This is a genomic window from Cellulomonas flavigena DSM 20109, from assembly GCF_000092865.1.
Taxonomy (GTDB): domain Bacteria; phylum Actinomycetota; class Actinomycetes; order Actinomycetales; family Cellulomonadaceae; genus Cellulomonas; species Cellulomonas flavigena.
In genome coordinates this window covers 1,417,904-1,443,360 of record NC_014151.1, presented here as the reverse complement: position 1 = coordinate 1,443,360, position 25,457 = coordinate 1,417,904, and the positions used below count along the sequence as shown (strand labels likewise).

Sequence of the window (25,457 nt, the reverse complement as noted above, 5' to 3'; positions counted from 1 at the left end):
GGACTAGAGGATGCGCGGGGCGTCCGGTGCCAGCCGGCGCTGGACGCCCCGGCCGAGCGCGAGCCCTGCGAGCACGCCGAGGCTGATCGCGACCATCGACACGCCCGTCGTGACGATCGTCGCGATCGCCTGGTCCGTCGATCGCCCCAGCGCCGACGTCACGCCGACCAGCCCCAGCGCACCGGGGACCAGGACCCAGAACCCCGGCAGGAACGTCACGAGGAACGGCGGGCCACCGCGCCGGGCCGCTGCGAGCATCGCCACCGGCGTCATCGCCAGCGCACCGACGAACGACGACACCACCGCCCCGAGGAGCACGCCGCCGACGACCTGGCCCGCGTACGCGACGAGCAGCACGAGCGTGATCCACGGCAGCGCGCCGCGGTGGGCGTCGTTGTGGAGCACGACGCCCACCGCGTAGACGAGCACCCCGACCCACGGTCCCGCCCAGCCGAGCGGCTGACCGGTGTCGACCTGGCCCACCTGCGCGGCCGGGACCCCCACGAGACCGGCGGCGGCGGTGATGCCGAGCGCGAGCAGTACGAGCTGCATGACGCCCGCGGCCAGGCGCGCGGAGCCGGCGATCATCTGGCGCGTGGCGAGGTCGATGACGCCCGTCGTGAGCAGCGCACCGGGCAGGAACGTCACGAGCGGTGCCACGAGCGGCGCCAGGAGCCCCACCTGCCAGCCCGTGCGCACGAGCAGCAGCACCGGCACCGCGACGACGAACGCGCACAGCGCGACGAGCAGCCCCTGGTACACCGACGGGACACGGCGCGTCAGCGTCGTCACGGCGGCGACGAGCCCGCCCAGCACCGCGGCCACCGGCACGTCGAGCCAGCCTCCGCCGAGCACGAGCGACAAGCCCGCGGCGACGCCCACGTACCCCGCAGCCCGCCGGACCGTCGACGACGACGGCGAGGACAGCACGATCGCCGTGAGCGTCTCCAGGCCCTCGCGCGGGCGCACGTCACCGCGCGACGCCGCGTGCGCGAGGTCGAGCACGTCGGCGACCTGGTCGAGGCGCAGCACGCGCGACCCGGCCGTGCTCACGGCCGTCTGCACGGTGTCGTGCTGCGGCACCGAGACCACCAGCGCTGTCGGGAACGTCACGACCGCGGCCTCGGGCAGCCCGTTGACCGCCGCGACACGCTGCAGCGTCGAGTTGACCTGCACGATCGGCGACCCGGTGTCGATCATCGCCTCGCCGAGGCGCACGAGGAACCGCACGGTGACGTCCGCCCGGGCACTGAGGGCCTCGGCCGGCGACCCCTCGTCCTGTGGTGTGCCGGGCGCGGCGCCCGCCTCGCCGGACGGCCCCCCGTCCGTCGCGACCGTGCCGCCGGTCACCGGCAGCGTCAGCGTCGGCGCGTCGTCACCTCCCGGCCGGGGGGCCGGCGGCGCCCCGGCGGCGCGCTCGGGCTGCCCGCCGTCCGACGCGGCACCGTTCCGACGCCACCACCAGGCCAGCCCCACGGCGGCGAGCACGAGCACGAGCGCCGCCGCCACGACCATCCCCCACGGCACCGTCGACTCCACCACGGCCGGTCGCGACGGCCACGTGGGCACGAGCGCACCGGTGGTGGCCGTCGGCGTCGGCTCCGGGAGGGGCGTCGGCTGCACCTCGCCCGGGGTGGGCCCGGGCGTGACCTCGGCCGTCACCTGGGGCGCGGGCGCCGGGGTGAGCGGGTCGGCCTCCGGTGTCGGCACGGGGGTCGCGTCCGGCGACGGCGCCTCGGTCGCGCCGGACGTCGGGGTGGCCTCGGGCGAGGACGAGGGGGACGGTGAGGGGGTCGCGGCCTCGAGCGCCTCGGCCGGTTCGACGTCCTCGACGGCCCACGGCAGCGTCACCGCGGCACCCGTCACCGTCGGGAACCCCGGGGGCGCCGCCCGCCCACGTCGTCCCCTGCGCGCACCGTGCCGCCCTCCGTCCTCCGCCGTCGTCCGCTCATCACAGCCCGTGAGGCACGCTACCCACGCACCGGCGGCCCGGCACGGCAGGATGGAGCCGTGACCCTCACCCCCGAGCCCACCCGCAAGCTGCGCTCCGCGCTGTTCGTCGACTTCGACAACGTCTACATCGGCCTCGCCCGGCTCGACCCGCGGGCCGCCGAGGCGTTCGCGACGGACCCTGGTCACTGGCTGTCCGAGCTCGGCCAGGGCTCCGACGTCGACGGGGACCTCACGCGCCGCTTCCTCGTCCGGGCGTGCTACCTCAACCCGTCGGTCTACTCGCGGTTCCGTCCCAACTTCACGCGCGCCGGGTTCCAGGTCGTCGACTGCCCGTCGCTCACGCAGCAGGGCAAGTCCAGCGCCGACATCAACCTCGTCCTCGACGCGGTCGACGCGCTCGCCGCGCCCACGCGGTACGACGAGTTCGTCATCGTCTCGGCCGACGCGGACTTCACGCCGCTCGCGCAGCGCTGCCGCGCCGACGACCGTCGCGTCACCATCATCACGGCGTCGCCCGCAGCCTCCGCGTACCGGTCGGTCGCGGACACCGTGATCGGTGCCGACGCGCTCGCGGACCTGGTCACCCAGACCGCTGCGACCTTCGACGCCGAGAGCGTGCCCGAGGCGGCCGCCGAGCCCGCCGTCGCGCCGACGCCCGCACCCGTCGTCGAGCAGGCCCCGCCGGCGGGCCGGGGGGCGCGACGTGCGACCCGCGCGGCGACCACGCGCGACGTCCCGGCGGCGCCCGCCCCGGCACCGGAGGAGGCCGCCGACGCCGGGCCGTCCGAGGCGCCGCCGGTACGCGCGACCACGCGCGCACGGGTCGCCGAGCGCGTCGTCGACGAGGCCGAGGCGCGCGCCCGCCGCGCGGTCCGGCGTGCCGTGCGCACCGCCGACGCACCCCTGCCCCTGGGTGCGGCCGCGCAGGTCGCGCAGACCGCGGACCCGTCGCTCGCAGCCTCGCAGTGGGCCGGTGCCGGGGGCTTCACGGCGTGGCTCTCGCGTGCGCTGCCGGACCTCGACGTCTCGACCCGCCCGCCGGGCCACGTGTGGGACCCGCAGCGCTTCGGCGAGGCCGACCTGCCGGGTGCCGTCGCGGACACCGCCCCCAACGAGCTGCAGCGCCAGGTGATCGCGGTGACGGACACGCCCGGGCTGAGCCAGGCGCAGTACCGGGTGCTCCTGCAGACGCTCGCGTCGGACGTGGCCGCGCACCCGTTCGACCGCGTCGCGACGTCGCGCCGGGTGCACGAGGCGTGCCAGCAGTCCGGCACCAAGGTCGGCCGCTCGACCGTGAACTTCGTCATCTCGGGCGTGCTGTACGCGGGCCTGTCGCTCGACGCGTCGCCGACGCCCGAGCAGGTGGCACGCGCCTGGGCGGACAACGTCATCGGCCTGTGCCGCGGTGCACGCATGGAGCTGACGAACGGCGACGCCGCAGCGATCCGCGCGTGGGTCGGCGGCGGCCTGGTCACCGGCTGACGGCGGTCCCCGACGCGGGCCGGCCCGGCCGCCAGAGGGCGACCGGGCCGGGAGGTGGACGGGGGGTGCTGCGTCAGGCGGCGTACGCGTTGCCCGGCGCCGCCTGGGCGGCCGCGGCGGGGCCGCGGTAGGTGCTGGACCCGAGCCACAGGATCCAGGTGAAGACGACGGTCAGCAGGATCAGGCCGATGGTGAAGCCGATCTCGTGACCGAACGACTTCGACAGGTCGTTCATGACGATGATCATGGCGACGACGTTGACGCCGGGGATCAGGAACAGGATGAACCACCACAGCGGGCGGCCGACGACCTCGAGCAGGACGATGAGGTTGTAGATCGGCACGAACGCCGCCCAGCCGGGCTTGCCGGCCTTGGTGAAGACGCCCATGAGGCCGAGGGCACCGATGACGTAGCCGACGATGCCGGCGATGAGACCGAAGCTGGCGAGGGCGCCCGCCGCCGCGGCGGCCTCGGCGTCGGTGATCGGGACCGCGAGAAGGTTGGACATGGCGGGCAGAGTAGCGTCCCTGGGAGTCCGCTGTGTCCGTTTTAGCCGGTTGTCGTGGGGGATCTTTCCGGTGTCGCCCGGACGGCCCAACGCGGCGTCAGCCCTCCGCGTCACCCGCCGCGAGGAACGATGCGACCACGGCGCCCAGCCGGTAGGGCGCGTCACGCGGCAGCATGTGCCCCGCGCCCGCCACGACGACGAGCCGCGCGTGCGGGACGGCGTCGACGAGGGCGCGCGTGTGCTCGGGCCGCACGACGTCCCGCTCCCCCACCACGACGAGCGAGGACACCGCGATCCGGGCGACGTCGTCCCTGGTCAGGCACGGGTCCCGCGTCATGAGCGAGAGCCGCTCCGCCCGCACCCGCAGCGCCGGGACGACGCGTGCGAGCGCGGCGACGACGGCGTGCTCGCGGCGCACTGCGGCCGACGTGGGCGCCGTGAGCCCCGACGGGTCGAGGTTCGCGCCGACGACGACGAGCCGGCCGACCGCTGCGGGGTGGCGCACCGCGAGCTCCAGCGCGACGTTGCCGCCGTCGGAGAACCCGAGGACGTCGACGCCCACCAGACCGAGCCGCTCGAGCACCAGCGCGACGTCGTCGGCCATCGTCGCGATCCGCAGCGGGCCGTCACCGCGCGGGCTGCGGCCGTGCCCGCGGGAGTCCACGCCGACGAGCGTGCGCCCCGCACCGAGCGTGGGCACCATCCGGTCGAACACGTGGTGGTCCTCGCCGTTGCCGTGCAGCAGCACCAGCGGTGGTCCGGACCCGCGCGTCACCACCCACAGCGGCCCGACGAGCCGCCCGGGCGCCGGCACCCGCAGCCGCGCGCCCCCGCCCGCACCGGCCGGCCCACCCTCGTCACCCATCCACCCATCCTCGCCGAGTGCGGGGGAAACCACGCGAGTCCGGGGGTCGTCGCCCCCGCACTCGGCGAACTTCCCCCGCACTCGGCGGCCGGGGGGCGGGGGGGAATGGGTGAGTGGGTCCGGGCCGTTCGGGGTGGGGTGACCGCGATCTCCGTCCTCGACCTCGTGCCCGTCCGCTCCGACCAGACGACCGCCGACGCGGTCGCCGCGACGCTCGCGCTCGCGCGGGTCGCCGACGAGGTCGGCGCGCGTCGCTACTGGCTCGCCGAGCACCACAACATGCCGGCGGTCGCCGCCACGAACCCGCCGCTGCTCATGGCGCTCGTCGCGGCGGCGACGTCGCGCGTGCGCGTCGGGTCCGGCGGCGTGATGCTGCCGAACCACTCGCCGCTCGTCATCGCCGAGCAGGTCGCTCTCCTCGAGGCCGCGTACCCCGGCCGCGTCGACGTCGGCATCGGCCGCGCGCCCGGGTCCGACCCCGTGACGAGCCACCTGCTGCGCCGCGGCACGACGGGCGACGCCGTCGACACCTTCGACGACGACGTCGCGACGCTCGCCGCGCTCGTGGGGCGCGACGGCGTGGACGTGCGGGTCGGCTCGTCGACCTTCGCGCTGCGCGCGACCCCGCGGGCCGTCTCCGCGCCGCAGCTGTGGCTGCTGGGCTCGTCGACGTACTCGGCGCAGCTCGCCGGGCGCCTGGGACTGCCGTACGTGTTCGCGCACCACTTCGCCGGGCGGGGCACCTCGGAGGCCGTCGCGCTGTACCGTCGCACCTTCGTGCCGTCCGAGGCGCTGGCCGAGCCGCGCACCATCGCGGTGGCCAACGTCGCGGTCGCGGGGAGCGAGGCGGAGGCGCGCCGCCTGGTCCTGCCGCAGGTGCGCACGATGTGGCGGCTGCGCTCGGGCACTCCCCTCGAGCCGCAGGAGCTCGTCGAGGACGCCGAGGCGTCCCCGCTGCCCGCCGCCGCCGGCGAGCTGCTGGCCGGCATGACGGCGTCGTGGATCGTCGGCGACCCGGCGCACGCCGCAGCCGAGGTGCGCGACCTCGCTGCACGCCTCGGCACGGACGAGATCATGGTCCAGCCGGTCGCCGGCGCCGTGCGCGGCACGCCCGCCGACCGCTCCCCGGCACGCGAGGCCACCCTCCGCCTCCTGGCCGACGCGCTCGCCTGAGCGCCGCCCCCGCCACGCCGAGGGCGGTACTCGCACCGAACGCGGTACGGACGAGTGCCGCGCTCGACGAGGAGGGTCAGGAGCGCTCGAGGAGCGTGAGGACCTCGTGGTGCGCCGTGTGGGGGAACATGTCGAGGACCTGGGCGCGGACCAGCCGCAGCGACGGCATGTGCGCCAGGTCGCGCGCGAGCGAGCCGGCGTGGCACGACGAGTACAGCACGCGCGGGACGCCGCTGGCCTCCAGCCACCGGCTCAGCGGCTCCCCCAGGCCGCGACGCGGCGGGTTGACGACGACGAGGTCCGGGACGTCGGTCGCGTCCAGGGCGAACGCCGTGGCGTCGCCGGCGACGAACCGCGTCCCGGGCAGGCCGGCGTCGCGCGCGGTGAGCTCCGCGCTCACGACCGCCTCGGCGCTCGCCTCCACCCCGACGACCTGCCGCCCGGCGCGCGCGAGGTGCAGCGCGAACCCGCCCACGCCGCAGTAGAGGTCCCACGCGGACGTCACGGCCGCCTCGTCGGCCCAGGCGAGCGCCTGCCGGTACAGCGCGGCCGCGACCTCGGTGTTGGTCTGGAAGAAGCTGCGGGGGCGCAGGTGCAGGTCCAGCCCGTTGACGTGCATGCGCAGCGTCTCACGCGCGGTGAGCGGGATCTCGCGCTCCCCCTCGAGCACGGCGGCGTGCGCGGGCTGCACGTTGACCGACGCGACGACGAGGTGCGGCAGGTCGGTCTGCAGCCTGGGCAGGTGCTTGCGGATCCGCGCGAGCGCCTCGGTGCTGCGCAGCACGAACCGCACCATGAGCTCGCCGTCCGGTGATCCGGTGACGAGCACGTGCTTGAGCTCGCCGGTGCGCGTCGGGACGTCGTACGGCGTCAGCCGTGCCCGGGTCACGAAGTCCGCGAGAGGGCTGAACGCCGCGCTCACGGCGGGTGGGTAGAGCGGGCAGCCCTGCAGGTCGACGCCGTGCCCGTGCCCGTCGAGGATCCCGAGGGTGGGAGCCTCGACCGTGCCCGCCACGACCATCTTGGCCTTGTTGCGGAAGCCCGCCGCGGCGCTGGTGACGGTGGGCAGCCAGGTGACGCCGGGCGGGTCCCCGAGCACCGCGCGCACGTGACGCTCCTGCGCGGCGAGCTGCTCGGGGTACGGCTGGGCGAGGAGCGTGCACGAGCGGCACACGCCCGCGTCGAAGTAGCCGCAGCGCACGCCACCAGGGTACGGGCGTGGCGGAGACCCGGGACTCCACGCACCCGGACCGTCGGCCCACCGGAGCGCGCTCTCCGACCGCCGGATCGGACAAACCGCTCCGACCGGGATGGAACGCCTTGTGACGTCGGTGTCCGATCCCCTAGGGTCACAGCCGCGGGAGCGCTCCCGCACCGCGTGCTGCCGACGTCGCCGGCCGCGAGCCATCGCTGATCGACGGCACCAGGGGGAACAACCGATGGACCGCACCGCTGCGCCCGTCCCGACGCGCGCCCACGCCACCGGAGACGACGCCACACGTCGCGTGGCCCTCGTCACCGGGGCCACGTCCGGGATCGGCGCGGCGACCGCGCTCGAGCTCGCCTGGCGCGGGCTGCGCGTCGTCGTCCTCGGCAGGGACCCCGAGCGCGGCGCCGCGGTCGTCTCGCGGATCCACGCCTCCGGCGGGGAGGCGGCGCTCGTCACGGCCGACCTGTGCGACGACGCCGGGCTCGAGGCCGCGGTCGACGAGGCGGCGGACATGTGGGGCCGCCTCGACCACGCCTTCAACAACGCCGGTGTGACGGGGCCCGGCACGGTCGCCGACGCGACGACCGCCGACTTCGACCGCGCGTTCGCCGTCAACACGCGTGCACTGTGGCTCTGCATGCGGGCCGAGGTCCGGCACATGTCGCGCACGGGCGGCGGGTCGATCGTCAACAACCTCTCCGTGCACTCGGTGCGCACCGTGTTCCGTGGCCTCGCCCCGTACGCGGCGTCCAAGGCCGCCGCGCTCGCCCTGACGCGCTGCGCAGCCGTGGAGCTCGCCGACCAGGGCATCCGGGTCAACGGCGTCGCGCCCGGCCCCATCGACACCGGCATGTTCGCCGGCCCCGGCCTGCACCCCGACGGCGTCGACGCCTGGGAGCCGCTGCTGCCCATGGGCCGCGCGGGCACGACGGGCGAGGTGGCGGACGCCGTCGCGTGGCTGTTCTCCGACGAGGCCCGGTACGTCACGGGCAACGTCGTCGCCGTCGACGGCGGCTTCCTGGCCTGCTGAAGGACCTCAGCGAGGAGTTGTCCACAGGTCGACGGGACCAGCGCCCGCGGAGCGTGGCCGCACTGCTAGCGTCACGCCCGTTTCGTCCCGTTTACCACCGAGTCCGGGGAGTCCCGTGCGCACCTTCGTCGTCGTCGTCCTGTCCACGTTGGGTGGCCTCCTGCTGCTGACCGGAGGCGCCGTGGCGGTTCTGGTCGGCCCGGACGACACCGTGTCCCTCCCCGCGGGCGACGTGCCCGCCGCGTCGGGCGTCGCGATCACCTCGTACGACCTGTTCCCCCTGCGTGACCTGACGCTGCACGTCAGCGCGACGTCGGCCGGCGGCCAGGTCTTCCTCGGCAGCGCGCACCCGGTCGACGCGCGCGACTACGTCGCGGGTGTCGAGGCGTCGTGGGTCAAGGGTGTCGACCGGACGGGGACGCTGACGACCGACCTGATCGAGGGTGAGCTCCCGGCACCGGAGGTCGACCCGACCGCGACGGCCTTCTGGTACGACGACGCCGCCGGCGCCGGCACGCAGTCGCTCGACGTCGAGCTGACCGGCGAGCCCGTGACGCTCGTGGTGGCGCCCGTCGGCGGCCCCGCCGCGACCACGCTCGCGTTCGGTGCCGTGGTCCCGCGGCTCTTCCCGCTGGCCCTGGGCGTGGCAGGCGTCGGCGCGCTGCTCGTGGCCGCCGCCGTGCTGCTGCGGGTGCAGGGAAGCCGGCGGGCGTCGGCGGCGACCCTGCCGGCCGAGGACGCGGAGCGACCCGAGGTGGGCGAGGACGTCGAGCCGGCCGTCGCGGCTCACGGCACGGTGCAGCGCCGCCTCCCGGGCACGGCGCGCCGCCGCGCCGCGGTGCTCGCCGCCGGGGTCACCGTGACGGTCACCGCGTGCGTCCCGGTGCCGTCCGCCGTCGAGCATCCCGCGCAGCCCGTGCGGATCGCCGCCGACGAGGCGGAGCTCGCAGCCGCGCTGACGTCCTACGGCGAGCGCGTGAGCGCCGCCAGCCAGGTCGCCGCACAGCTCGACCCGGCGGCGTGGGCCGGGACCGAGACCGACGGGCGCCTCGCGCTCATGGAGTACCGCACCAAGCTGGCGGCGGCGCGCAACGAGCCGCCCGCGGCGTACGCCGTGACGTACTCCCCCCTCGACGTCGCCGTGCCCGAGTTCACCGCCTACCCGATGTGGTTCATGGCGCTGGTCGAGGCGACCACCGACGGCGAGCCGGGCGAGACCCCCCAGCTGCGGGTCTTCGAGCGTGAGCGTGCGACCTCACCGTGGCGGTCGAGCTTCGCGATGGACGTCCCGGCGGACTCCGTCTCGCTGCCCGACCCGGGAGGGGCGAGCGTCGCCACGGCCGAGCAGGTCGCCGCGGGGCTGGCAGCCGTCGAGCTCGTCCGGGCCCACCTCGAGTCCGGCGCCGAGGTCGCGGTCGACCTGGGCGAGCTGGGGGGCTTCCGCGAGGACGTCCTCGGGGACGACCTCGAGGGCCGCCTCTCGCTGACCGACGCGAAGGTGACGCACTACGAGGGCGGTGACGACCCCGCCGCCCCCGGCGGTCCGGTCCAGGTCGTGCCGGTCGCCGACGGCGTGCTCGTCACCTCGGCCCTCTCGTACGTGTTCAACCGCCGCCTGGAGGCGGGCTGGACCCTCAACCTCACCGACGACGCCGTCGCGGAGGTCACCGGCCAGACCGGCGACCGGCAGAACCTGCGCACCCTGGGGCTGGTCCAGACGGTGCTGCACGTGCCCGACGGCGGCACGCCCCGCGTGGTATCGGCGGGGTGGGGGTTCGTCGCGCCGCGCGTGTGAGCCGAACCCGACCTAACCTCGGGGGACGCACCGTCCGAGGAGGAGCACGTGACGCACGACCGGAGCACGACCGACCACCCGGGTGACGGGGTTCCTCGCACCATCGGCCGCGTGCTGCTCGGCGGGCTCCTCGCGTTCGCCGGGACCAGCCACCTGACGTTCGCGCGCGAGGAGTTCCAGGCGCAGGTGCCGTCGTGGTTCCCCGTCGGCACGGACGCGGTGGTCGTCGGGTCGGGGGTCGTCGAGATCGCGCTCGGCGCCGCGCTCGTGGCGGCGCCGCGGCGGTACCGCCCCTGGGTGGGGGCCGCCGCGGCCGCGTTCTTCGTCGCGATCTTCCCGGGGAACGTGGCGCAGTACGTCGAGCAGAAGGACGGGTTCGGCCTCGACACGGACGCCAAGCGCCTGGCGCGCCTGCCGTTCCAGGCCGTCCTCGTGGCGTGGTCCCTGTGGTCCACGGGGGCGTGGCGCGCCTGGCGCGAGGCGCGCGCCCACCGCTAGTCCGCCCGCGGGTCGCGTCGGGTGACGCAGTACACGACACCCGCCGGGCCCCGCAGCACGGTCCACTCCTCGCGCACGTCGAGCACCTCGGCCCCGAGGTCGACGTGCTCGGCGACCACCGTGGCCACCTCGTTCCCGGCCGCGAGGTCGAGGTGCGCGGACACCCGGTCGCGGTCGTCGTCCGTCCCGAGCGTCTGCGCGAGGAGCCGCAGCGGCATGCCCGCCGGGCGCTCGAGCACGTGGAACTCCGGGTCGACCTGCCGCGCCGACCACCCGGTGAGCGCCGTCCAGTACGCGAGCTCGCCGGTCAGCAGGCCGGCCGGGACGTCGAGGCACACCTGGTCGAGTCGCGCCGTACCGCCGCGCGCGCCCATGACCGGCGCGGGTCGGGCCCGCTCCCCCTCGTCCGGCACGAGACAGTGCACGAAGCCCCCGGGCGAGACGAGCACGACGTGCTCCTCGCGCAGCAGCACCCGCGCACCCAGGCCGACCGCACGCGACGCCTCGGCGTCGACGTCCTCGACGTGCAGGTCCACGTGCACCCGCGGGACGTCGCCGAGCCGCTGCACCCGCAGGAACGCGTCCCCGTCCCCCGGGAGCAGCGTCGCGAACTGCGCGTCCTCGCCCCGCGGCTCCGACGGCGTCGTGGCCGTGACCGCGCACCAGAACGCCGTGCCGCGCGCGTGCACGTCCGCGGGGAGGTCGAGGAAGGCGGTGTTCCAGACGACGCTCATGCGCCCGACCCTAGCGACCAGCCGGGGGGCTGTCGCCGGGGTCGGGCGCACGGCGTCAGGGCGTCGTGAGGTCGAAGCTGCTGACCGTGACGGCGCCCCCGAGGGACGTGGTGGCGTGGTTGAAGATGCCGAACCGGTAGCCCATGAAGAACTGCCACGCGTTGTCGAGCGTGAACGCCGGGCCGAGGTTGCGGAACGTCGTGCCGTCCGTGCTGTAGGAGAACGTCGCCTGGCGGTTCGCGCCGGGACGGATGTCGGCGGACGTCCGCAGCCAGATCCGGCCCCCGCTGACGTCGGCGCTCGCGCGCTCCGTGCCACGGCCCGTGGTCGACCACGACGAGTCCATCGTCAGGCCGTCGGTCATGACGACCCGCGTCCGGCCGTCGCCGCCCTTGACCACCCCGATCCACGCGGACGTCTGCCGCAGCATCGCGAGCCCGGCCCGGTCACCGGCGGCCATCGAGGAGTAGTCGAGCTCGATGGTCGCCGTCGACGTGGGCCCCTGGATGCGGTGGGTCAGCGTGTTGCGCGCGGCGTAGAGGTCGTTCGTGACGCTCGCCGTCTGCAGCCGCAGCCCGTCGCCCACCGAGAAGCGCGAGGTGTCCGGGTTGTGGTTCCACTCCCAGCGCGGGCCCAGCCGCGAGCCGGTGAACGAGTCCCTGCCGGTCATCGGCTGGACCGTGCGCGTCGTGCTGACGGCCGGGCGCGGGTAGGTGGTGCCCCAGCGGCCGTTGACGGTCTGGACGGAGGGCCAGCCGTCGCGCCACGTCAGCGGCGCGAGCGTCGGCATGCGGCCGCCCGGGTAGGCGTCGGTGAACGCCATGTACCACCAGTCGCCGGCCGCGGTCTGGACGATGCCGCCCTGGTGGGGCACCCCGCCGCCGCTGATCGGCCCGGGGAGGTCGAGCAGCACCTGACGCTGCTCGTAGGGGCCGAACGGTGAGCGCGAGCGCAGGACGTACTGCCCGTTGGCCGGGCGGGTCAGCCAGATGTAGTAGTAGCCGTCCTTCTTGTAGAACCGCGCGCCCTCGAGCGTGCCGATGTTCGACGGCGTCTGGTACACCTGCTGCGCCCGCACCTGCTGCGTGCCGTCCGCGTTGAGCTGGGCGACGCTGATCGTGCCGTTGCCGTACGCGAGGTACATCGTGTCGTCGTCGTCGATGAGCAGGCCGGCGTCGTAGTAGCAGTTGTTGATCCGCGCCTTCTTGGTCCAGGTGCCGTCGACGGCCGACGCCGTGTACACGTAGGTGCGGTTGAACTCCGTGCAGCCGTACCAGTAGTAGGTACGGTTGCTGGGACGGTAGTTGAGGGTCGACGCCCAGATGCCCTTGACGTACCGGTGCCCGCCGACGAGGTCGTACTTCTGGTCGTCGAAGTCGAGGCGCGGCACCGAGTGACCGGCGTACTCCCAGTTCACCAGGTCGTAGGACCGCAGGATCGGCGCGCCCGGCGAGTAGTGCATCGTCGAGGCCGAGTAGTAGTAGGCGTCACCGACGCGGATGATGTCGCCGTCGGCGAAGTCCTGCCAGACGACGGGGTTGGTGAATGTCCCGGTGCTCGGCGGCGTCGTCGGACCGGAGGTCGGGCCGGGGGTCGGGCTGGAGGTCGGGCTGGACGTCGGTGTCACGGGGCTCCCTATGGGCACGAGCTGCCACTGCTGGTTGGTTCCTCCCCACGGGTTGTACTGGACGATCTCCGCATTGTCGTCACGCGACGCGTTCTGCACCTCCAGCGCCTTGCCCGAGTGCCGGCTGACGAGCATCACGTAGCCGTCGGACGTGTCCTGCAGGCGCCACTGCTGGTTGGCGCCGCCGGTGTCCGACCACTGCACCACCTTGGCGGCGTCCGCGGTCGACCAGCCCTGCACGTCCAGCACCTTGCCCGAGTGCTGCGACCGCACGCGGTACCAGCCGCCGCCGGAGTCGAGGAAGCGCCACTGCTGGTTGGCCTGGGACCCGCGCGTCCACTGCGTGAGTCGTGCGCCGTCACCGGTGGCGAAGTTGTAGACGTCGAGCGCCTTGCCGCTGTTGCGGTTCACCAGCACGTACGACGTGCCGGTGTCGACCGTGGCGGCCGCGGCGTCAGGGGCCTGGGCGACGGCGACCAGGCCGGCGCAGGCCGCGGAGAGCACGGCCGCAGCAGCGAGCAGCCGGCGGGGGCGCGACTGGTGGAACGGGACGACCTGAGCATCGGACCTCCTGGGACGCGCGCGGCACCGGTGGCGCGCGCAGGGTTGTGATCGTTCACAACTCACCGCGCACGGCAGCGGGCGTCGTGAGCGGGATGCGCTTGCCATGCTGAGGTCGGGAACGCCGGCCGAGCAAGACCGCGGCCGCTGTCGAAGCGTTTCACCAGCCGGAATTGCCCCGTGCCGCGCCGCGGGCGCCGTCCCGACCGCCGTCAGCGCCCGGCCGCCTGCCCCTCCTGGTACCGCGGCACCCACGCGCCCACGTCGCCGCGGCCCAGTGCGACCGCGAGCAGCTCGGGGAACACGTCGGGCGTGCACGCGAACGCGGGCGTACCGAGCCCCGCCAGCGCCGCCGCGGTCTCGTGGTCGTACGCCGGGGCACCCGAGTCGCTCAAAGCCAGCAGCACGAGCACCTGGACGCCCGACGCCTGCATGCTCGCGACGCGACGCAGCAGCTCGGCGCGGATCCCGCCCTCGTACAGGTCGCTGATCAGCACGAACAGCGTGTCCGCGGGGCGCGCCACCAGGCCTTGGCAGTACGCGACCGCGCGGTTGATGTCGGTCCCGCCGCCGAGCTGCGTGGAGAAGAGCACGTCCACCGGGTCGGCGAGCTGGTCCGTGAGGTCGACCACGCTGGTGTCGAACACGACCAGCGACGTGCGCAACGACCGCATCGACGCCAGCACCGCACCGAAGACCGCCGAGTACACGACCGAGTCCGCCATCGACCCGGACTGGTCGACGGCGAGGACGACGTCACGGGCCACCGTGCTCGACGCCCGCGAGCGCCCGACGAGCCGGTGCGGCACGAGCGTGCGGTGCTCCGGCAGCCAGTGGCGCAGGTTGGCCCGGATCGTCGCGTGCCAGTCGACGTCCCGCGGGCGTGGCCGGTGCGTGCGGTCGCCGCGCAGCGCCCCCGTCACGGCGGACCGGGTCGCGGTCGCGATGCGCCGCTCGATCTCCGCGACCACCTGCGCCACCACGTGCCGCGCCGTCGCGCGCGTCGTCTCGGGCATCTGGTGCCGCAGCGACACGAGCGTCGACACGAGCCCGACGTCCGGCTGCACCGCGGCCAGCAGCTCGGGCTCGAGGAGCAGTCGCCGCAGACCCAGCCGGTCGACGGCGTCGCGCTGCATGACCTCCACGACGCTCGACGGGAAGTACGTGCGGATGTCACCGAGCCACCGCGCCACCCGCGGGGCGGAGCCGCCGAGACCCGCGCTGCGCGGGGCGCCCGCACCACCGCCGGGGCCCGTGTCGTACAGCGCTGCGAGGGCGGCGTCCATCGCGAGCTGGTCGGCGCTGAGCCGTACCGCGCCCCCGTCGGGCGTCCCGCCCTCGCCGAGCAGGAGGCGCCACCGCTGCCGTCGCACGGCGTCGTCGACACGGGGCACGCCGGCGGACGCACCGTCGACGGCGACGTCGCCGGGGGCCACCTCACCGCCCGCCCCCGGGTCCGGCGCCGGCATCACGTCGTCGCTCGTCATGACGGTGCCCCCAGCAGTCGCAGGACGGTCGCGAGCGGTGCGCTCACCAGCTCGGGATCCAGGTCGAGGTCGTCCTCGACGGCTCGCGCCCGCCCCGCACCGAGGTGCGCGACCGCGTCCGCCAGGGCACGTCGCTCCCCCACGGGCAGGCCGCCGAACGTGCGGCGCAGCAGCGGCAGCACGTCGGTGAAGTCGTCCTCGCGCAGCGTCGCGACCCAGTCGTCGAGCACGGTGAGCAGCCGGCGGTCCCCGGCGATGAGCAGCCCACCGCCGTCGAGGAAGCCCTCGGCCCACGCGGCCGTCGTGCGGGCCGGGGTGCCCCGGGACAGGGCACGCGACAACCGCGTGGCCGCGGCCTCGGGCGTGAGCTCCTGCGCGTCGAGCAGCAGGCGCGTGGCCCGCCCGGAGAGCACGCCCGAGACGTCGGTGCGCCCCGCGACGCCCCGCAGCGCAGCCGTCCACAGGGCACCGACGTCCGCGTCGTCCCGCAGCCGGACGGCGTCGTGCGCCGCGTCGAGATCGGTGCGCAGGGCCCGTGCGGCGTCGTCGTCGAGGCCCGTCACGGCGCCCGGGAGCGCCGCGCACGCGCGCACGACCAGCGCGTCCGCGACGCGGGCGAGCGCCTCGACGCGGGTGCCGCGCACGTCGGTGTACCGGTGCGCGCGCACCAGCGGGGGCACCGCATGCAGGACGTGCGTCACGTCCACGTCACGTGCCGCACGTTCGTCCAGGGCCGGCAGCAGCGCGTCGAGCGCGTCCGGGAGGTCGGCGACCAGCGTGTGCTCCACCAGGCGCGTGATCGCCGGCAGGTCCGCCCCGGCGGCGCCCGCGACGACGCACGCCGCGGCCGCCGCGGGCACGGTCACGCCCCAGGTCGACGCCTCGACGAGCGCGACCGTCAGCTCGGGCCGCCAGTGCAGCGACCAGGTCTCGCGGAACGTCCCCGTGCTGCGGGTGCGCGCGACGTCCGGCGTTCCCCACGCGACGCCGAGCAGCGCGAGCCGGTGCAGGAGCTGCGAGCGCGCGAGGTCGTTCGCCTTGCGCAGGTCGAGCTCGAGCGTGCGCGGGGCGGCCTCGAACGGCAGGCGCAGCCGCCGTGCGGTCGCGCGGAGGTCGGCCTCGAGCGGGACCGTCGGCACGTCGTCGGGCACCGTGCCGAGCCGCTCGCCGACGACGAGGTCGGCGGTGACGTGCGCGAGCAGCGCGTCGTCGCCCTCGCACAGCACCGCACGGGTGGCCTCGGTGACCTCCGCGAGGCCGGCGAGGGGGCGTCCGCGCACCGCGGCGAGCACGGTCGCGAGGCGCGTCGCCTCGATGACGTGCGCCGACGAGACCGGCAGGTCGCGCTCGCGCAGCACACCGGCCACGCGCACGAGCCACCGTGCGACGACGTCGTCGTCGCACGTGAACAGGTGCTCGTACCAACCGGGCGACTCGATGCCGGCGCCGTACCCCGAGCGCAGCGACAGCCGTGACGCGGTCCACGGCGCCCACGTGAGCAGCACCTTGCGCTTCGGCAGTCCCGTCAGGAGGCGGGCGTCCGGGGCGGCCGCGGGCAGCCGGCCCCGCAGCGCGGGTGCGTGCCACGCGCCGCAGACCACGGCGACGCGCTCGTGGCCCTCGCGCAGGGCCGCACGAACCTGCTGGCGCATGTACGCCTCGCGCCGTGCCTCGTGCCGCTCGTGGTCGTCCGCCGGCGCGTCGCCGGCCACGCCGCGCGTCCCGGCACCCGCACCCTCCTGCCCGAAGGCCTCGCGCAACGCGGCCATCGCGTCGGCGACGACGTCGAACGGTGCCGCGTCGCCGGAGCGCTGCTCGACGACGTCCTCCCACCACCGCTCGGGGTCGTCGTACCCGGCGGCGTGCGCGAGCGCCGCGACGGGGTCGGCGCGCACGTCCGATGCGTCGGGGCCGCCGACGCCGCCCGCCTCGTCCGCGTCGGCGGCGTCGTCCTGGTCGACTCCGACGCCCGCGCCGGGATCGCCGGACTCCCCACCCGATGCATCCCCGTCCGGCGCCTGCCCGTCCGGCGCGCCCGCTCCCGGCTCGCGCGCCAGCACGACGCCCGCGGGCAGGTCGATGAACCGCGCGGGCACCCCGTGCTCGGCGGCCCACCGCAGCGCCTGCCACTCGGGAGAGAACGTCGCGAACGGCCACCACGCGGCGCGGCGCGGCGCGTCGGTGGTCGCGGCCAGCAGCGCGACGGGCGGCTCCATACCCTCGCGCCCGACGAACACCGTCAACGGGTCCGCGTCCGCCGGTCCCTCGACCAGCACGACCGTCGGGCACCACTCCTCCAGCGCGGCGCGCACGGCGCGCGCCGAGCCGGGACCGTGGTGCCGCACGCCCAGGACACGCACGCGCGGCTCCGCGGACGCGTCGGCGGAGCCCACGGCGGCCACGGGCGCGTCGGCAGCCGGAGCGTCGACCGTCATCCGCTGACCTCGCGGCACGCACCGTAGAAGTCGTGCCACCCGTCGCGCTCGCGCACCACGGACTCCAGGTACTCGACCCACACCGCGGTGTCGGCGACGGGGTCCTTCACGACGGCGCCGACGATGCCGGCCGCGACGTCCGCGGGCCGCAGCACGCCGTCGCCGAAGTGCGCGGCGAGCGCAAGGCCGTGCGCGACCACGGAGATCGCCTCCGCCGTCGACAGCGTGCCCGACGGGGTCTTCAGCGCCTGCCGTCCGTCGAGGGTGCTGCCGGACCGCAGCTCGCGGAACACCGTGACGACGCGCCGGATCTCCTCGTCGGCCGGCGGCACCTCGGGCAGCTCGAGGGACGCCCCGACCTGCGCCACCCGACGCGTGACGATCTCGACCTCCTCGTCCTGCGTCGCCGGCAACGGCAGCACCACGGTGTTGAACCGGCGCCGCAGCGCGGACGACAGCTCGTTGACGCCGCGGTCGCGGTCGTTGGCGGTGGCGATGACGTTGAAGCCCTTGGCTGCCTGCACCTCGCTGCCCAGCTCCGGCACGGGCAACGACTTCTCCGACAGCACCGTGATGAGCGCGTCCTGCACGTCCGACGGGATGCGCGTGAGCTCCTCGACGCGCGCGATGCCCGCCTCGCGCATCGCGGTCATCACGGGCGACGGGACGAGCGCAGCGTCGGTGGGGCCCTCGGAGAGCAGGCGCGCGTAGTTCCAGCCGTAGCGGATCGCGTCCTCCGACGTGCCGGACGTGCCCTGGACGACGAGCGTCGAACGCCCGCTCACGGCGGCCGCGAGGTGCTCGCTGACCCACGTCTTGGCGGTGCCCGGCACACCGAGCAGCAGGAGCGCGCGGTCGGTCGCGAGCGTCGCGACCGCGACCTCCACGACGCGACGCGGTCCGACGTACTTGGGCGTGATCACGGTCCCGTCGGGCAGCGTTCCCCCGAGCAGGTACGTCACGACGGCCCACGGCGACATCTGCCACGCGGGCGGGCGCGGGCGGTCGTCGGCAGCGACGAGCGCCGCGATCTCGTGCGCGAACGCCTGCTCGGCGTGCGGGCGCAGCAGGGTGTCGACGTCGGTCATGCCAGCTCCTCGAGGATCTCGCGGCGGGTCCGCAGGGTATCGGCGAGCGTGCGCAGGACGCGCGCGGTGCCGTCGTCGGTGCACCGGTCGGCGGCGGCGCGCACGCGCTGCTCCGTGCCGGGGTCGGTCGCTGCCCCGGCGGCCAGCGTGGGCAGCTCGTGCCGCAGCTCCCACTCCGGCATCACGGGCGGGGCCACGACATGGCGCAGCACGTCGTCCGTGAACGCGTCCGGCCAGGGCGCGTCGAGCGCGCGGCCCGCCTGGATCGCGCGGCGGGCGTTCGTCAGGTCGGACGTCGTGGAGCGGGCGGCGATCGCTCCGGCCGCAGCGGCGCGCTCGGGGCCGGGCAGCACGGCGAGCAGGTGGGTCCACTCGGGGTGCTCGCCGAGCAGCGCGGCCGCCCAGGCGGCGTCGCGGGTGCGCAGGGCCGCCTCCTGCCAGGCGTCGTGCAGGAGGGGGCCGAGGTCGTCGGTGACGTCGAGCCGCACGAGCGTGCCGGCGTCCTTCCCCAGGTGGGCGACCCACACGTCGGGCGGCGTGGCGGCGACGAGTGCACGCAGCAGGTGCCCGCGCCGCCCGCCGGTGACCGAGCGCACCCGCTCGAACGGCGCGGTGGGGTCGTCCTGCGGCAGCCGCACGACGAGCACGTGCCGCAGCATCCGGCGTTCGATCGCCACGCACTCCAGCGCACGCCGCGCGCAGTCCTGCGCGAAGGCGGCCCCGGGCAGGTGGACGAGCACCTGCGCGGCCGCCTCCCGGACGGTGGCCGCACGGTCGGCGAGGCTGCGGGCGAGCCGCTCCTCGTCGTCGCGCCGCACGTCCCGACCGATGGCCTCGATCGCGGTGACCCGCTCGGCCGCGGGCCGCTTCGACCACTGCGGGTCGTCGACGACCGCGCGGGCGTCGTCGGCGGCGCGGGCCGTGCCCGCGGCGTCCCGCGGCACGGCGTCGAGCAGCCCAGCCCAGGAGTGCCGCTGCGCCGCGAGCCAGTGCCCGCGGGTGCCCAGCACGGCCTGGACGAGCGCGAGGTGGGGGCGGGACGCGGGTCGCGCGGTCCACTCGAGCAGCTCGGGCAGCAGGCGCGGGGGTGCCACGCATCCCCGCGCCGCTGCCGTCCGCAGCCAGTGCGCGACGAGCACGTCGTTCAGCTCGCCCGACCCGGCGAGCAGCGTCGTGAGCCGCGCACGTGCCGCCGGCCCGGCGACGGACGCGGGCTCCGGCTCCGCGGGCACCGGCGGGGTGGCGTCGGGCGACGCGGGCACGACGCCCGCACGCCGGGCGACGACGTCGAGCGCGACGACGTCGAGCAGCCGCGCCGCGCCCTCGGCGGCAGGCGCGGCGGCCACCGCCTCGCCGACCACGCCGGGCAGGGCCGCCGCGTCGACGTCCGGCCCACCGCGGCGCAGGCCGAGCAGCGCGGCGGTGACCAGGTCGGCCCGCGTCGTGGTCACGTCCGTGCTCACAGCAGCACCACCTCCCCGTCGGCCCAGGCGGCGACGGCCTGCAGCCCGGTGGGCGTGCGGTCTCCGACGAGCGTCACGGGCGCGCCCCCGCTGACGGCGAGCAGGCGCCAGCAGCGGTCGGACGCGGCGAGCGGCAGCGCGGCACCGGCGGCGTCGACGACGTGCCAGGTCCGCTCGTGGTCGCTCGGGACCGGCGTCACGGTGTCGAGCACGACCGGGAGTGCCGTCGCCCAGGGGTCGGCGGCGAGCAGCGCCGACCATGCGGCCGCCGCGTCGCCGAGCGTCACGCCCCGGACGTCGCGCAGCGGCTCGGGCTCGCCGTGCCGCTCGCCCACCGCCGCACGCGTCGGGTCGCCCGGGTACAGGTGCAGGTCAGCGTCGACCACCGACCCGACGAGCAGCGGCACGTCGAGCGGCTGACCGGGTGGTGCGAACGCGACGACGACCGCGTCCCGGCCGCTCGCCTCGCCGCGCACGTGCACCCGCCGCACGACGAGGCGCTCCTCGGCGGTGTCCCGCTGCCCGACCACCTGCCACCGGTCGCGCACCGCGGGCCCCGCGAGCACGTCCTGCAGCCGCTCGGGTTCCCCCAGCCGTCGGCGCACCACGGCCGCCGTCGGCGCGTCGAGGGATTCCACACGCGCGTGCGCGCGCACCAGCAGGTGCAGCAGCGCGAGCTCGTCGAGCAGGCGCGCGGTCCACCCGTCGCCGCTCGCCGCGACCCCGGCGAGCCGCCGGACCCCGTCGGCCAGTCCCGGCGCCTGCGCGTCGACGAGCCGCGCGGCGACCTGGTCGAACGGCCGGTAGCCGGCGTGGTCAGCGCCCGCGAGCCCCTGCTCGACCTGGTCGTGCAGCCAGCGTTCGAGCTCCGCGACACCGTCGGCGACACGGCCCCGGCGCTGCTCCGCGCGACGCGCGGCCGCCGCGGGGTCGGGTGCTGCCTGCGCACGCTGCTCCGTCCGCTCGGCGCGCTGCGCGCGCGACTCCAGCCACGTCCGCGCGTGCTCGGCGGGCTCGTCCGCGTCGGGGACCCCGCCGGCCGCCCACAGCAGGAGCAGCCCGATCGCGTGCTTGCAGGGGAACTTCCGGCTCGGGCAGGAGCACTTGTACGCCGGCCCGGCGAGGTCCACGACCGTCGCGTACGGCGTCTTCCCCGACCCCTGGCACAGCCCCCAGACGGCCGCGGGCGCCCCGCTCGCCCCGGTCGCGGACCACGGCCCGGACCCCGAGAGCTTGCGCCCGGCCGCGACGGACGACGCGTCGGGTGCGAGCGCCACGACCTGCTCCGCCGACCACCGTGCTGACACGAGGCGTCACGCTAGCGACCCCCACCGACACCCGGGGCGAGGACGCGGCGGAACCATCCGTTCGGCCTCGCGTCGGGCTGCGGACGCGTGTCCTCGCAGAGCTCCTCAGCCGTCCGCCCGCGCCGGCAGCACGAGCGTGAACGTCGTCCCCTCCCCCACGGTCGACGCGATGCGCACCGTCCCGCCGTGCGCCTCGACCACGGCCCGCGTGATCGACAGACCCAGCCCCACGCCGGGGATCGCGCGGCGCGTCGCGGTGCTCGCGCGGTAGAAGCGCTCGGTGAGGTTCGCCAGCTCGTCCGGCGGGATGCCGATGCCGGTGTCGCTCACGGCGACCACCGCTCCGCCGTCGTCACCGGGCTCGACGGACACCCGCACGGTGCCGCCCGTCGGCGTGAACTTCAGCGCGTTGGAGACGAGGTTGTCGATCGCCTGCCCCAGCCGGACGGGGTCGGCGCGCAGCGGCGCCGGCCTCAGGTCGCCGGCGAGGGTCACGCCCGCCGCGTCCGCCGCGGGCGCCGCCGACGCGAGCGACGCGCGCGCCACCACCGCGGCGTCGACGTCGGTCGGGGAGATCGCGAACGTCCCCGCGTCGACCTGCGCGCTGAGCAGCAGGTCGCTGACCAGCCGCAGCTGCCGCCGGGCGTTGCGGTCGATGATGCCGAGGTACTCGCGCTGCTCGTCGGTCAGCTCCTCGGTGCCGTCGAGCAGCAGCTCGACGTACCCGAGCACGGAGGTGAGCGGCGTGCGCAGCTCGTGGCTGACGAGCCCGACGAACTGGTCCTTGAGACGCGCCGCCTCCCGCTCGGCGGTGACGTCGGTGGCGACCACGACGTAGCCGGCGACGCTGCCGTCGGGCTCGGTCCGGCGCGTCACGGCGGGGTGGACGGTCACGTGCGAGCCGTCGGCCCGCACGTACGTCCAGTCCGTGGCCGCACCGGCCGGGCCGCGCCGCGGGGCGACGAGCGCGTCGACGAGCGCGTCCTGCAGATCGGCTCCCGGCGACTCGCCCGTGCGGGCCAGCACCTCGTCCGCCAGGTGCAGGTCCACCAGCCGCAACCGGCCCACGACCGCACCCTGCGAGTACCCGAGCAGGCGTTCCGCGCCCGCGTTGAAGACCTCGATGCGGCCCGTGGCGTCGGTCGCGATGATCGCCTGCTCGGTGGCGGAGTCGATGACGGAGACGAGCTGCTCGTAGGCGGCGCGGCGCACCGTGACCGCCCGCTCGAGCTCGGTGGCCGCTGCGCGGGCCTGCTCGAGCAGCGTCTGCTGCTCGAGCTGCAGCTGCGCGAGCGCCGCGTTGCGCGCGCGCAGGCGCGTGGCGGTCTCGTGCACGAACAGTCCGATGATGAGGGCGATCGCGGAGACGAACAGGCTGCGCAGGACGACGGACCCGGACATCACCGCGCCGCGCGTCAGCCCCAGCCCGACGAGGATCGACACGGCCGCGCCCGCGGCACCCACGAACACCCCCGGCAGCCCGCCCCGGACGCTCAGCGCGAGCGCGGGCAGCAGCACCATCGTCCCGTAGGGCGACGCGGCTCCCCCGGTCGCGTACCGCAGCGCGGCGACGACGACGAACTGCAGGAGCGTGAGCACCTCGGGGCTCACCGGCGGCAGCCGCCGCCACGGCACGGCCACCGCGAGCACGAGCACGAGCACGGTGAGCCCGACCGCGAGCACCAGCCCGGCGGCGGACGTCGGCGGCACACCCATCACCAGCTGTCCCACGACCGCGAGCCCGAACAGCGCGACGAACGGCAGCTGCCGCTCGACGACGGACGCACGGCTGCCCAGCACGCGGCCCACCCGGCCGAGGTACCGCAGGTACTGCGGGACCTGCGGCTCGCCGGGGATGGCGGGCGTGGTCGTCACCGGCTCACCGCGACGAGCAGCAGCACGAGCACGGTGAGGGCCGCTCCGGCGACGCCCGCGAACGCCATGTACCGCTCGCTGCGCCGGTTGCGCGCGACCTCGTCCGCGAGCGCCTCGTCGGTGCCCGTCGCCCACCACGCCGGCCCGCCCGGCGTCCGCCCCGGTGCGCTCATGCCGCCACCTTGCCCGTCTTCTCGGTCTTGTCCCACACCTGCGCGGCGCCGCGCCACTGCCGCACGTACGCGTCGAGCGTGATCGCGCACAGCAGCGGCCCGTAGCCGACGAGATACAGCAGCGGCTTGGACAGCCACCCGACGCCGCGCACGTCCTCGAGGTCGTGGACGACGCGCGACAGCGCCATCGACAGGACCGGCCAGCAGTACAGCAGCAGCGTCCACGCGGTGGTGCCCGCGGCGGTGGGCGCCAGCCCGAGGACCCCGGGCACGGTGACGAGCCAGAAGTCCGGGTGCGCTGACGCGACGACGAGCACGAGCGCGCCCACGCCGGGGAACAGCAGGCCCTCGAGCCAGGACCGCCGCGCGGTGTCGAGGTCGACCAGCAGCGTCGTCACCGTGATGAACAGGTACGTCGCGATGCCGAACCACCACAGCTCGCCGAAGACGGCACCTGCGGTCCCGGGCGAGACGAAGAAGAGCCCCACGAGCCCGACGGACGCGGCGATCAGCGTGAACGGCAGCGCGAACACCGAGAACCACACGAGGCCGAAGTCGACGCCGCCGAGCCGGTGCCCGCGCGCGGGACGGAACCACACGCGGCGGAACCTGTGGGTGATCTGCACGTTGCCGCGCGCCCAGCGCACGCGCTGCTTCCACAGCGCCCGCACGGAGTCGGGCTCCTCGGCGAGCACGACCGCCTGCCCGTCGAACACGACCTGCCGCCCGTCGAGCTGCGTGAGGAAGGTCGAGAAGGTGTCCTCGGCGAGCGTCGAGGTGTCGATGCGCCCGCCGATCGCCTCGAGGTTGGCGCGCGTGTGCAGCTGCGCGCCGCCGGCGAGGCAGGCGACGGCGCCCATGACGTTCTGCGCGCGGCGGGCGCACGCCTGCGCGGTAACGTACTCGTACCCGATGAACCGCGCGACGGCACCCGGCGTGCGCGAGCCCTCGCGGATGTACGCGGTGACGGCGCCGACGCGCTCGTCGGCGAGGTGCCGGGTCATGCGGCGCAGCGCGTCGGGGCGGTAGATGACGTCGGCGTCCATGATGAGCAGCGCCTGCATCCAGTCGTCCGTGAGCAGGTGCGCGATGCCGTGGTTCAGCGTGTGCGCCTTGCCCTGGCCGCCCTGCTCGCGGCGCAGCAGCACGATGCGCCCCGGGTGCTCGGCGGCCTTGGCGCGCACCACGTCGGGCGTGTCGTCGGTGCTGGCGTCGTCGACGACGAACACGCGCAGCCGGTCGGGCGGGTACTGCAAGCGCATGAGCCGCTCGAGCGACGCGGCGAGCACCGCCCCCTCGTTCCACGCGGGCACGACGACCGCGACGCGCGGCAGGTACGGCCCCGCCCGGCCCAGGTGGTTCCGGAACCCGTGGACGGGCACGAGCAGGTACTGGTAGATGCCGCCGAGCGCCGGGACCAGGCCGAGCGCGACGAGCGCGACGAGGACCGCGACGAGGACCGCGTGCCAGTCCACGCTCACGACGACCCGACCCACCGGTACACGCCGACGTCGTCCGCACGGTGCGCGTCGGTCGACGCGACGAGCGTCACGCCGGCGGCCCGCCACCGGTCGGTGACGCGCACGCCCGGGCAACGCCACTTCTCGTTGACCTCCACGGGCGTGCCCGTCGCGACGAGGACGCGCGCGAGGTCGTCGAGCAGCGCGTCGGGCACGTCGTCCTCCGTGAGCCCGACCTTCGGCAGGATCGAGAACGGGTGGGCGACCTGGGCGCGTCCGGCGCGCTCGACGGCGCGCAGCGTGCCGGTGACGACGAGCTCGACGACGTCGGACGGGCTCACGCGGCCCTCCGCGACCATCCTCACCGTCGTCGACGGGCTCCACGGGCCGTCGGTACCGGGCACCTGGTGGTCCGCCAGCAGCACGCGGTCCGGCCCGTCGGGCGTGCCGAGGGCCGCGAGCACCTGCGGCGGGGCGTCGATCGCGCCCCGGGCGTCGAGGATCTTCGCCTCCACGCCCGTCAGGACCCGCAGGCCCTCGACGACCGGCAGCGCGCGCACCGCGGCGAGCATCTGGGGGACGTACGTCGTCGAGACGCGGACGTGGTCGACCATGCGCACGGTCCGCAGCCCCGCGCGGTGGGCCGCGTCGAGGTTCTCGGCGAGGGTGCTGACCGCGTCGTCGGAGAACGTCGAGTGGACGTGGTGGTCCTCGTCCACACGTGGCCTGCCGG

At 75.6% G+C, this 25,457-nt stretch carries 20 protein-coding genes; 5 read left to right on the top strand and 15 right to left on the bottom strand.

The window, feature by feature from the left end; translation table 11 throughout:
• Positions 1-3: 3 nt before the first annotated feature.
• Positions 4-1,851, bottom strand: coding sequence for a threonine/serine exporter family protein (locus CFLA_RS06495; protein WP_148234299.1), 1,848 nt, complete (start codon positions 1,849-1,851; stop codon positions 4-6).
• A 159-nt stretch (positions 1,852-2,010) separates the two neighbouring features.
• Between CFLA_RS06495 and CFLA_RS20425 the strand changes: the two genes are divergently transcribed.
• A complete protein-coding gene (locus CFLA_RS20425; protein WP_013116523.1) occupies positions 2,011-3,435 on the top strand; it encodes an NYN domain-containing protein in 1,425 nt (474 codons plus the stop codon).
• Positions 3,436-3,508: 73 nt separating this feature from the next.
• Here the strand turns inward: CFLA_RS20425 and CFLA_RS06485 are convergent, their stop codons facing one another.
• Together CFLA_RS06485 and CFLA_RS06480 are read right to left on the bottom strand one after the other, a co-directional pair.
• On the bottom strand, positions 3,509-3,943 hold the full coding sequence (locus tag CFLA_RS06485; protein WP_013116522.1) for a DUF5684 domain-containing protein: 435 nt from the start codon (positions 3,941-3,943) through the stop codon (positions 3,509-3,511).
• 97 nt (positions 3,944-4,040) lie between these two features.
• Complete coding sequence (locus CFLA_RS06480; RefSeq protein ID WP_013116521.1) at positions 4,041-4,808, bottom strand: alpha/beta fold hydrolase; 768 nt, start codon at positions 4,806-4,808, stop codon at positions 4,041-4,043.
• A gap of 105 nt (positions 4,809-4,913) precedes the next feature.
• On the opposite strand from CFLA_RS06480, the gene CFLA_RS06475 reads away from it, so the two are divergent.
• Positions 4,914-5,981 (top strand): LLM class flavin-dependent oxidoreductase, encoded by a 1,068-nt coding sequence (locus tag CFLA_RS06475; RefSeq protein WP_013116520.1) that lies wholly within the window; start codon positions 4,914-4,916, stop codon positions 5,979-5,981.
• Positions 5,982-6,057: 76 nt separating this feature from the next.
• Here the strand turns inward: CFLA_RS06475 and rlmC are convergent, their stop codons facing one another.
• The gene (rlmC, locus tag CFLA_RS06470) at positions 6,058-7,182 is read right to left on the bottom strand and encodes a 23S rRNA (uracil(747)-C(5))-methyltransferase RlmC (protein WP_013116519.1); all 1,125 of its coding nucleotides are present in this window, start codon (positions 7,180-7,182) and stop codon (positions 6,058-6,060) included.
• 238 nt (positions 7,183-7,420) lie between these two features.
• Here rlmC and CFLA_RS06465 point away from each other — a divergent pair, with 238 nt between their 5' ends.
• The 3 genes from CFLA_RS06465 (at position 7,421) to CFLA_RS06455 (ending at position 10,514) form a co-directional block, all read left to right on the top strand.
• A complete protein-coding gene (locus tag CFLA_RS06465; RefSeq protein ID WP_013116518.1) occupies positions 7,421-8,221 on the top strand; it encodes an SDR family NAD(P)-dependent oxidoreductase in 801 nt (266 codons plus the stop codon).
• A 115-nt stretch (positions 8,222-8,336) separates the two neighbouring features.
• Positions 8,337-10,016 carry a hypothetical protein gene (locus tag CFLA_RS06460; RefSeq protein ID WP_013116517.1) on the top strand — a complete coding sequence of 560 codons (1,680 nt, stop codon included), beginning with the start codon at positions 8,337-8,339 and terminating at the stop codon, positions 10,014-10,016.
• Positions 10,017-10,064: 48 nt separating this feature from the next.
• Positions 10,065-10,514: a DoxX family protein gene (locus CFLA_RS06455; protein ID WP_013116516.1), complete on the top strand. Its 450-nt coding sequence runs from the start codon at positions 10,065-10,067 to the stop codon at positions 10,512-10,514.
• Here CFLA_RS06455 and CFLA_RS06450 read toward each other — a convergent pair.
• From CFLA_RS06450 to CFLA_RS06405, 11 genes are all read right to left on the bottom strand, one after another.
• Positions 10,511-11,248 (bottom strand): VOC family protein, encoded by a 738-nt coding sequence (locus CFLA_RS06450; RefSeq protein WP_013116515.1) that lies wholly within the window; start codon positions 11,246-11,248, stop codon positions 10,511-10,513. The genes CFLA_RS06455 and CFLA_RS06450 overlap by 4 nt on opposite strands.
• A gap of 55 nt (positions 11,249-11,303) precedes the next feature.
• Positions 11,304-13,379: a family 43 glycosylhydrolase gene (locus CFLA_RS06445; protein ID WP_013116514.1), complete on the bottom strand. Its 2,076-nt coding sequence runs from the start codon at positions 13,377-13,379 to the stop codon at positions 11,304-11,306.
• A gap of 269 nt (positions 13,380-13,648) precedes the next feature.
• The gene (locus tag CFLA_RS06440; RefSeq protein ID WP_013116513.1) at positions 13,649-14,923 is read right to left on the bottom strand and encodes a VWA domain-containing protein; all 1,275 of its coding nucleotides are present in this window, start codon (positions 14,921-14,923) and stop codon (positions 13,649-13,651) included.
• Positions 14,920-17,358, bottom strand: coding sequence for a DUF5682 family protein (locus CFLA_RS06435; protein WP_013116512.1), 2,439 nt, complete (start codon positions 17,356-17,358; stop codon positions 14,920-14,922). The genes CFLA_RS06440 and CFLA_RS06435 overlap by 4 nt, the downstream gene beginning before the upstream one ends.
• Entirely contained in the window at positions 17,355-18,446 is a 1,092-nt protein-coding gene (locus CFLA_RS06430) for an ATP-binding protein (protein ID WP_013116511.1), read from the bottom strand. Before CFLA_RS06430 ends, CFLA_RS06435 begins: the two co-directional genes overlap by 4 nt.
• Positions 18,443-19,909, bottom strand: coding sequence for a DUF5691 domain-containing protein (locus CFLA_RS06425; protein ID WP_013116510.1), 1,467 nt, complete (start codon positions 19,907-19,909; stop codon positions 18,443-18,445). The genes CFLA_RS06430 and CFLA_RS06425 overlap by 4 nt, the downstream gene beginning before the upstream one ends.
• Positions 19,906-21,216, bottom strand: a complete 1,311-nt coding sequence (locus CFLA_RS06420) for an SWIM zinc finger family protein (protein WP_043598863.1) — start codon at positions 21,214-21,216, stop codon at positions 19,906-19,908. Before CFLA_RS06420 ends, CFLA_RS06425 begins: the two co-directional genes overlap by 4 nt.
• A 105-nt stretch (positions 21,217-21,321) precedes the next feature.
• Positions 21,322-23,091 carry a sensor histidine kinase gene (locus CFLA_RS06415; RefSeq protein WP_013116508.1) on the bottom strand — a complete coding sequence of 590 codons (1,770 nt, stop codon included), beginning with the start codon at positions 23,089-23,091 and terminating at the stop codon, positions 21,322-21,324.
• Positions 23,088-23,264, bottom strand: a complete 177-nt coding sequence (locus CFLA_RS20420; RefSeq protein WP_013116507.1) for a hypothetical protein — start codon at positions 23,262-23,264, stop codon at positions 23,088-23,090. Before CFLA_RS20420 ends, CFLA_RS06415 begins: the two co-directional genes overlap by 4 nt.
• Positions 23,261-24,745 (bottom strand): glycosyltransferase family 2 protein, encoded by a 1,485-nt coding sequence (locus CFLA_RS06410; RefSeq protein WP_013116506.1) that lies wholly within the window; start codon positions 24,743-24,745, stop codon positions 23,261-23,263. The genes CFLA_RS20420 and CFLA_RS06410 overlap by 4 nt, the downstream gene beginning before the upstream one ends.
• Entirely contained in the window at positions 24,742-25,443 is a 702-nt protein-coding gene (locus CFLA_RS06405; protein ID WP_148234298.1) for a PHP domain-containing protein, read from the bottom strand. The genes CFLA_RS06410 and CFLA_RS06405 overlap by 4 nt, the downstream gene beginning before the upstream one ends.
• Positions 25,444-25,457: the final 14 nt, after the last annotated feature.

Coding starts and splice junctions, on each gene's coding strand:
- CFLA_RS06485 (WP_013116522.1), bottom strand. CDS start 3,943: ATGTCCAACCTTCTCGCGGTCCCGATCACCGACGCCGAGGCCGCCGCG.
- CFLA_RS06480 (WP_013116521.1), bottom strand. CDS start 4,808: ATGGGTGACGAGGGTGGGCCGGCCGGTGCGGGCGGGGGCGCGCGGCTG.
- CFLA_RS06475 (WP_013116520.1), top strand. CDS start 4,914: ATGGGTGAGTGGGTCCGGGCCGTTCGGGGTGGGGTGACCGCGATCTCC.
- CFLA_RS06465 (WP_013116518.1), top strand. CDS start 7,421: ATGGACCGCACCGCTGCGCCCGTCCCGACGCGCGCCCACGCCACCGGA.
- CFLA_RS06450 (WP_013116515.1), bottom strand. CDS start 11,248: ATGAGCGTCGTCTGGAACACCGCCTTCCTCGACCTCCCCGCGGACGTG.
- CFLA_RS06440 (WP_013116513.1), bottom strand. CDS start 14,923: ATGACGAGCGACGACGTGATGCCGGCGCCGGACCCGGGGGCGGGCGGT.
- CFLA_RS06435 (WP_013116512.1), bottom strand. CDS start 17,358: ATGACGGTCGACGCTCCGGCTGCCGACGCGCCCGTGGCCGCCGTGGGC.
- CFLA_RS06430 (WP_013116511.1), bottom strand. CDS start 18,446: ATGACCGACGTCGACACCCTGCTGCGCCCGCACGCCGAGCAGGCGTTC.
- CFLA_RS20420 (WP_013116507.1), bottom strand. CDS start 23,264: ATGAGCGCACCGGGGCGGACGCCGGGCGGGCCGGCGTGGTGGGCGACG.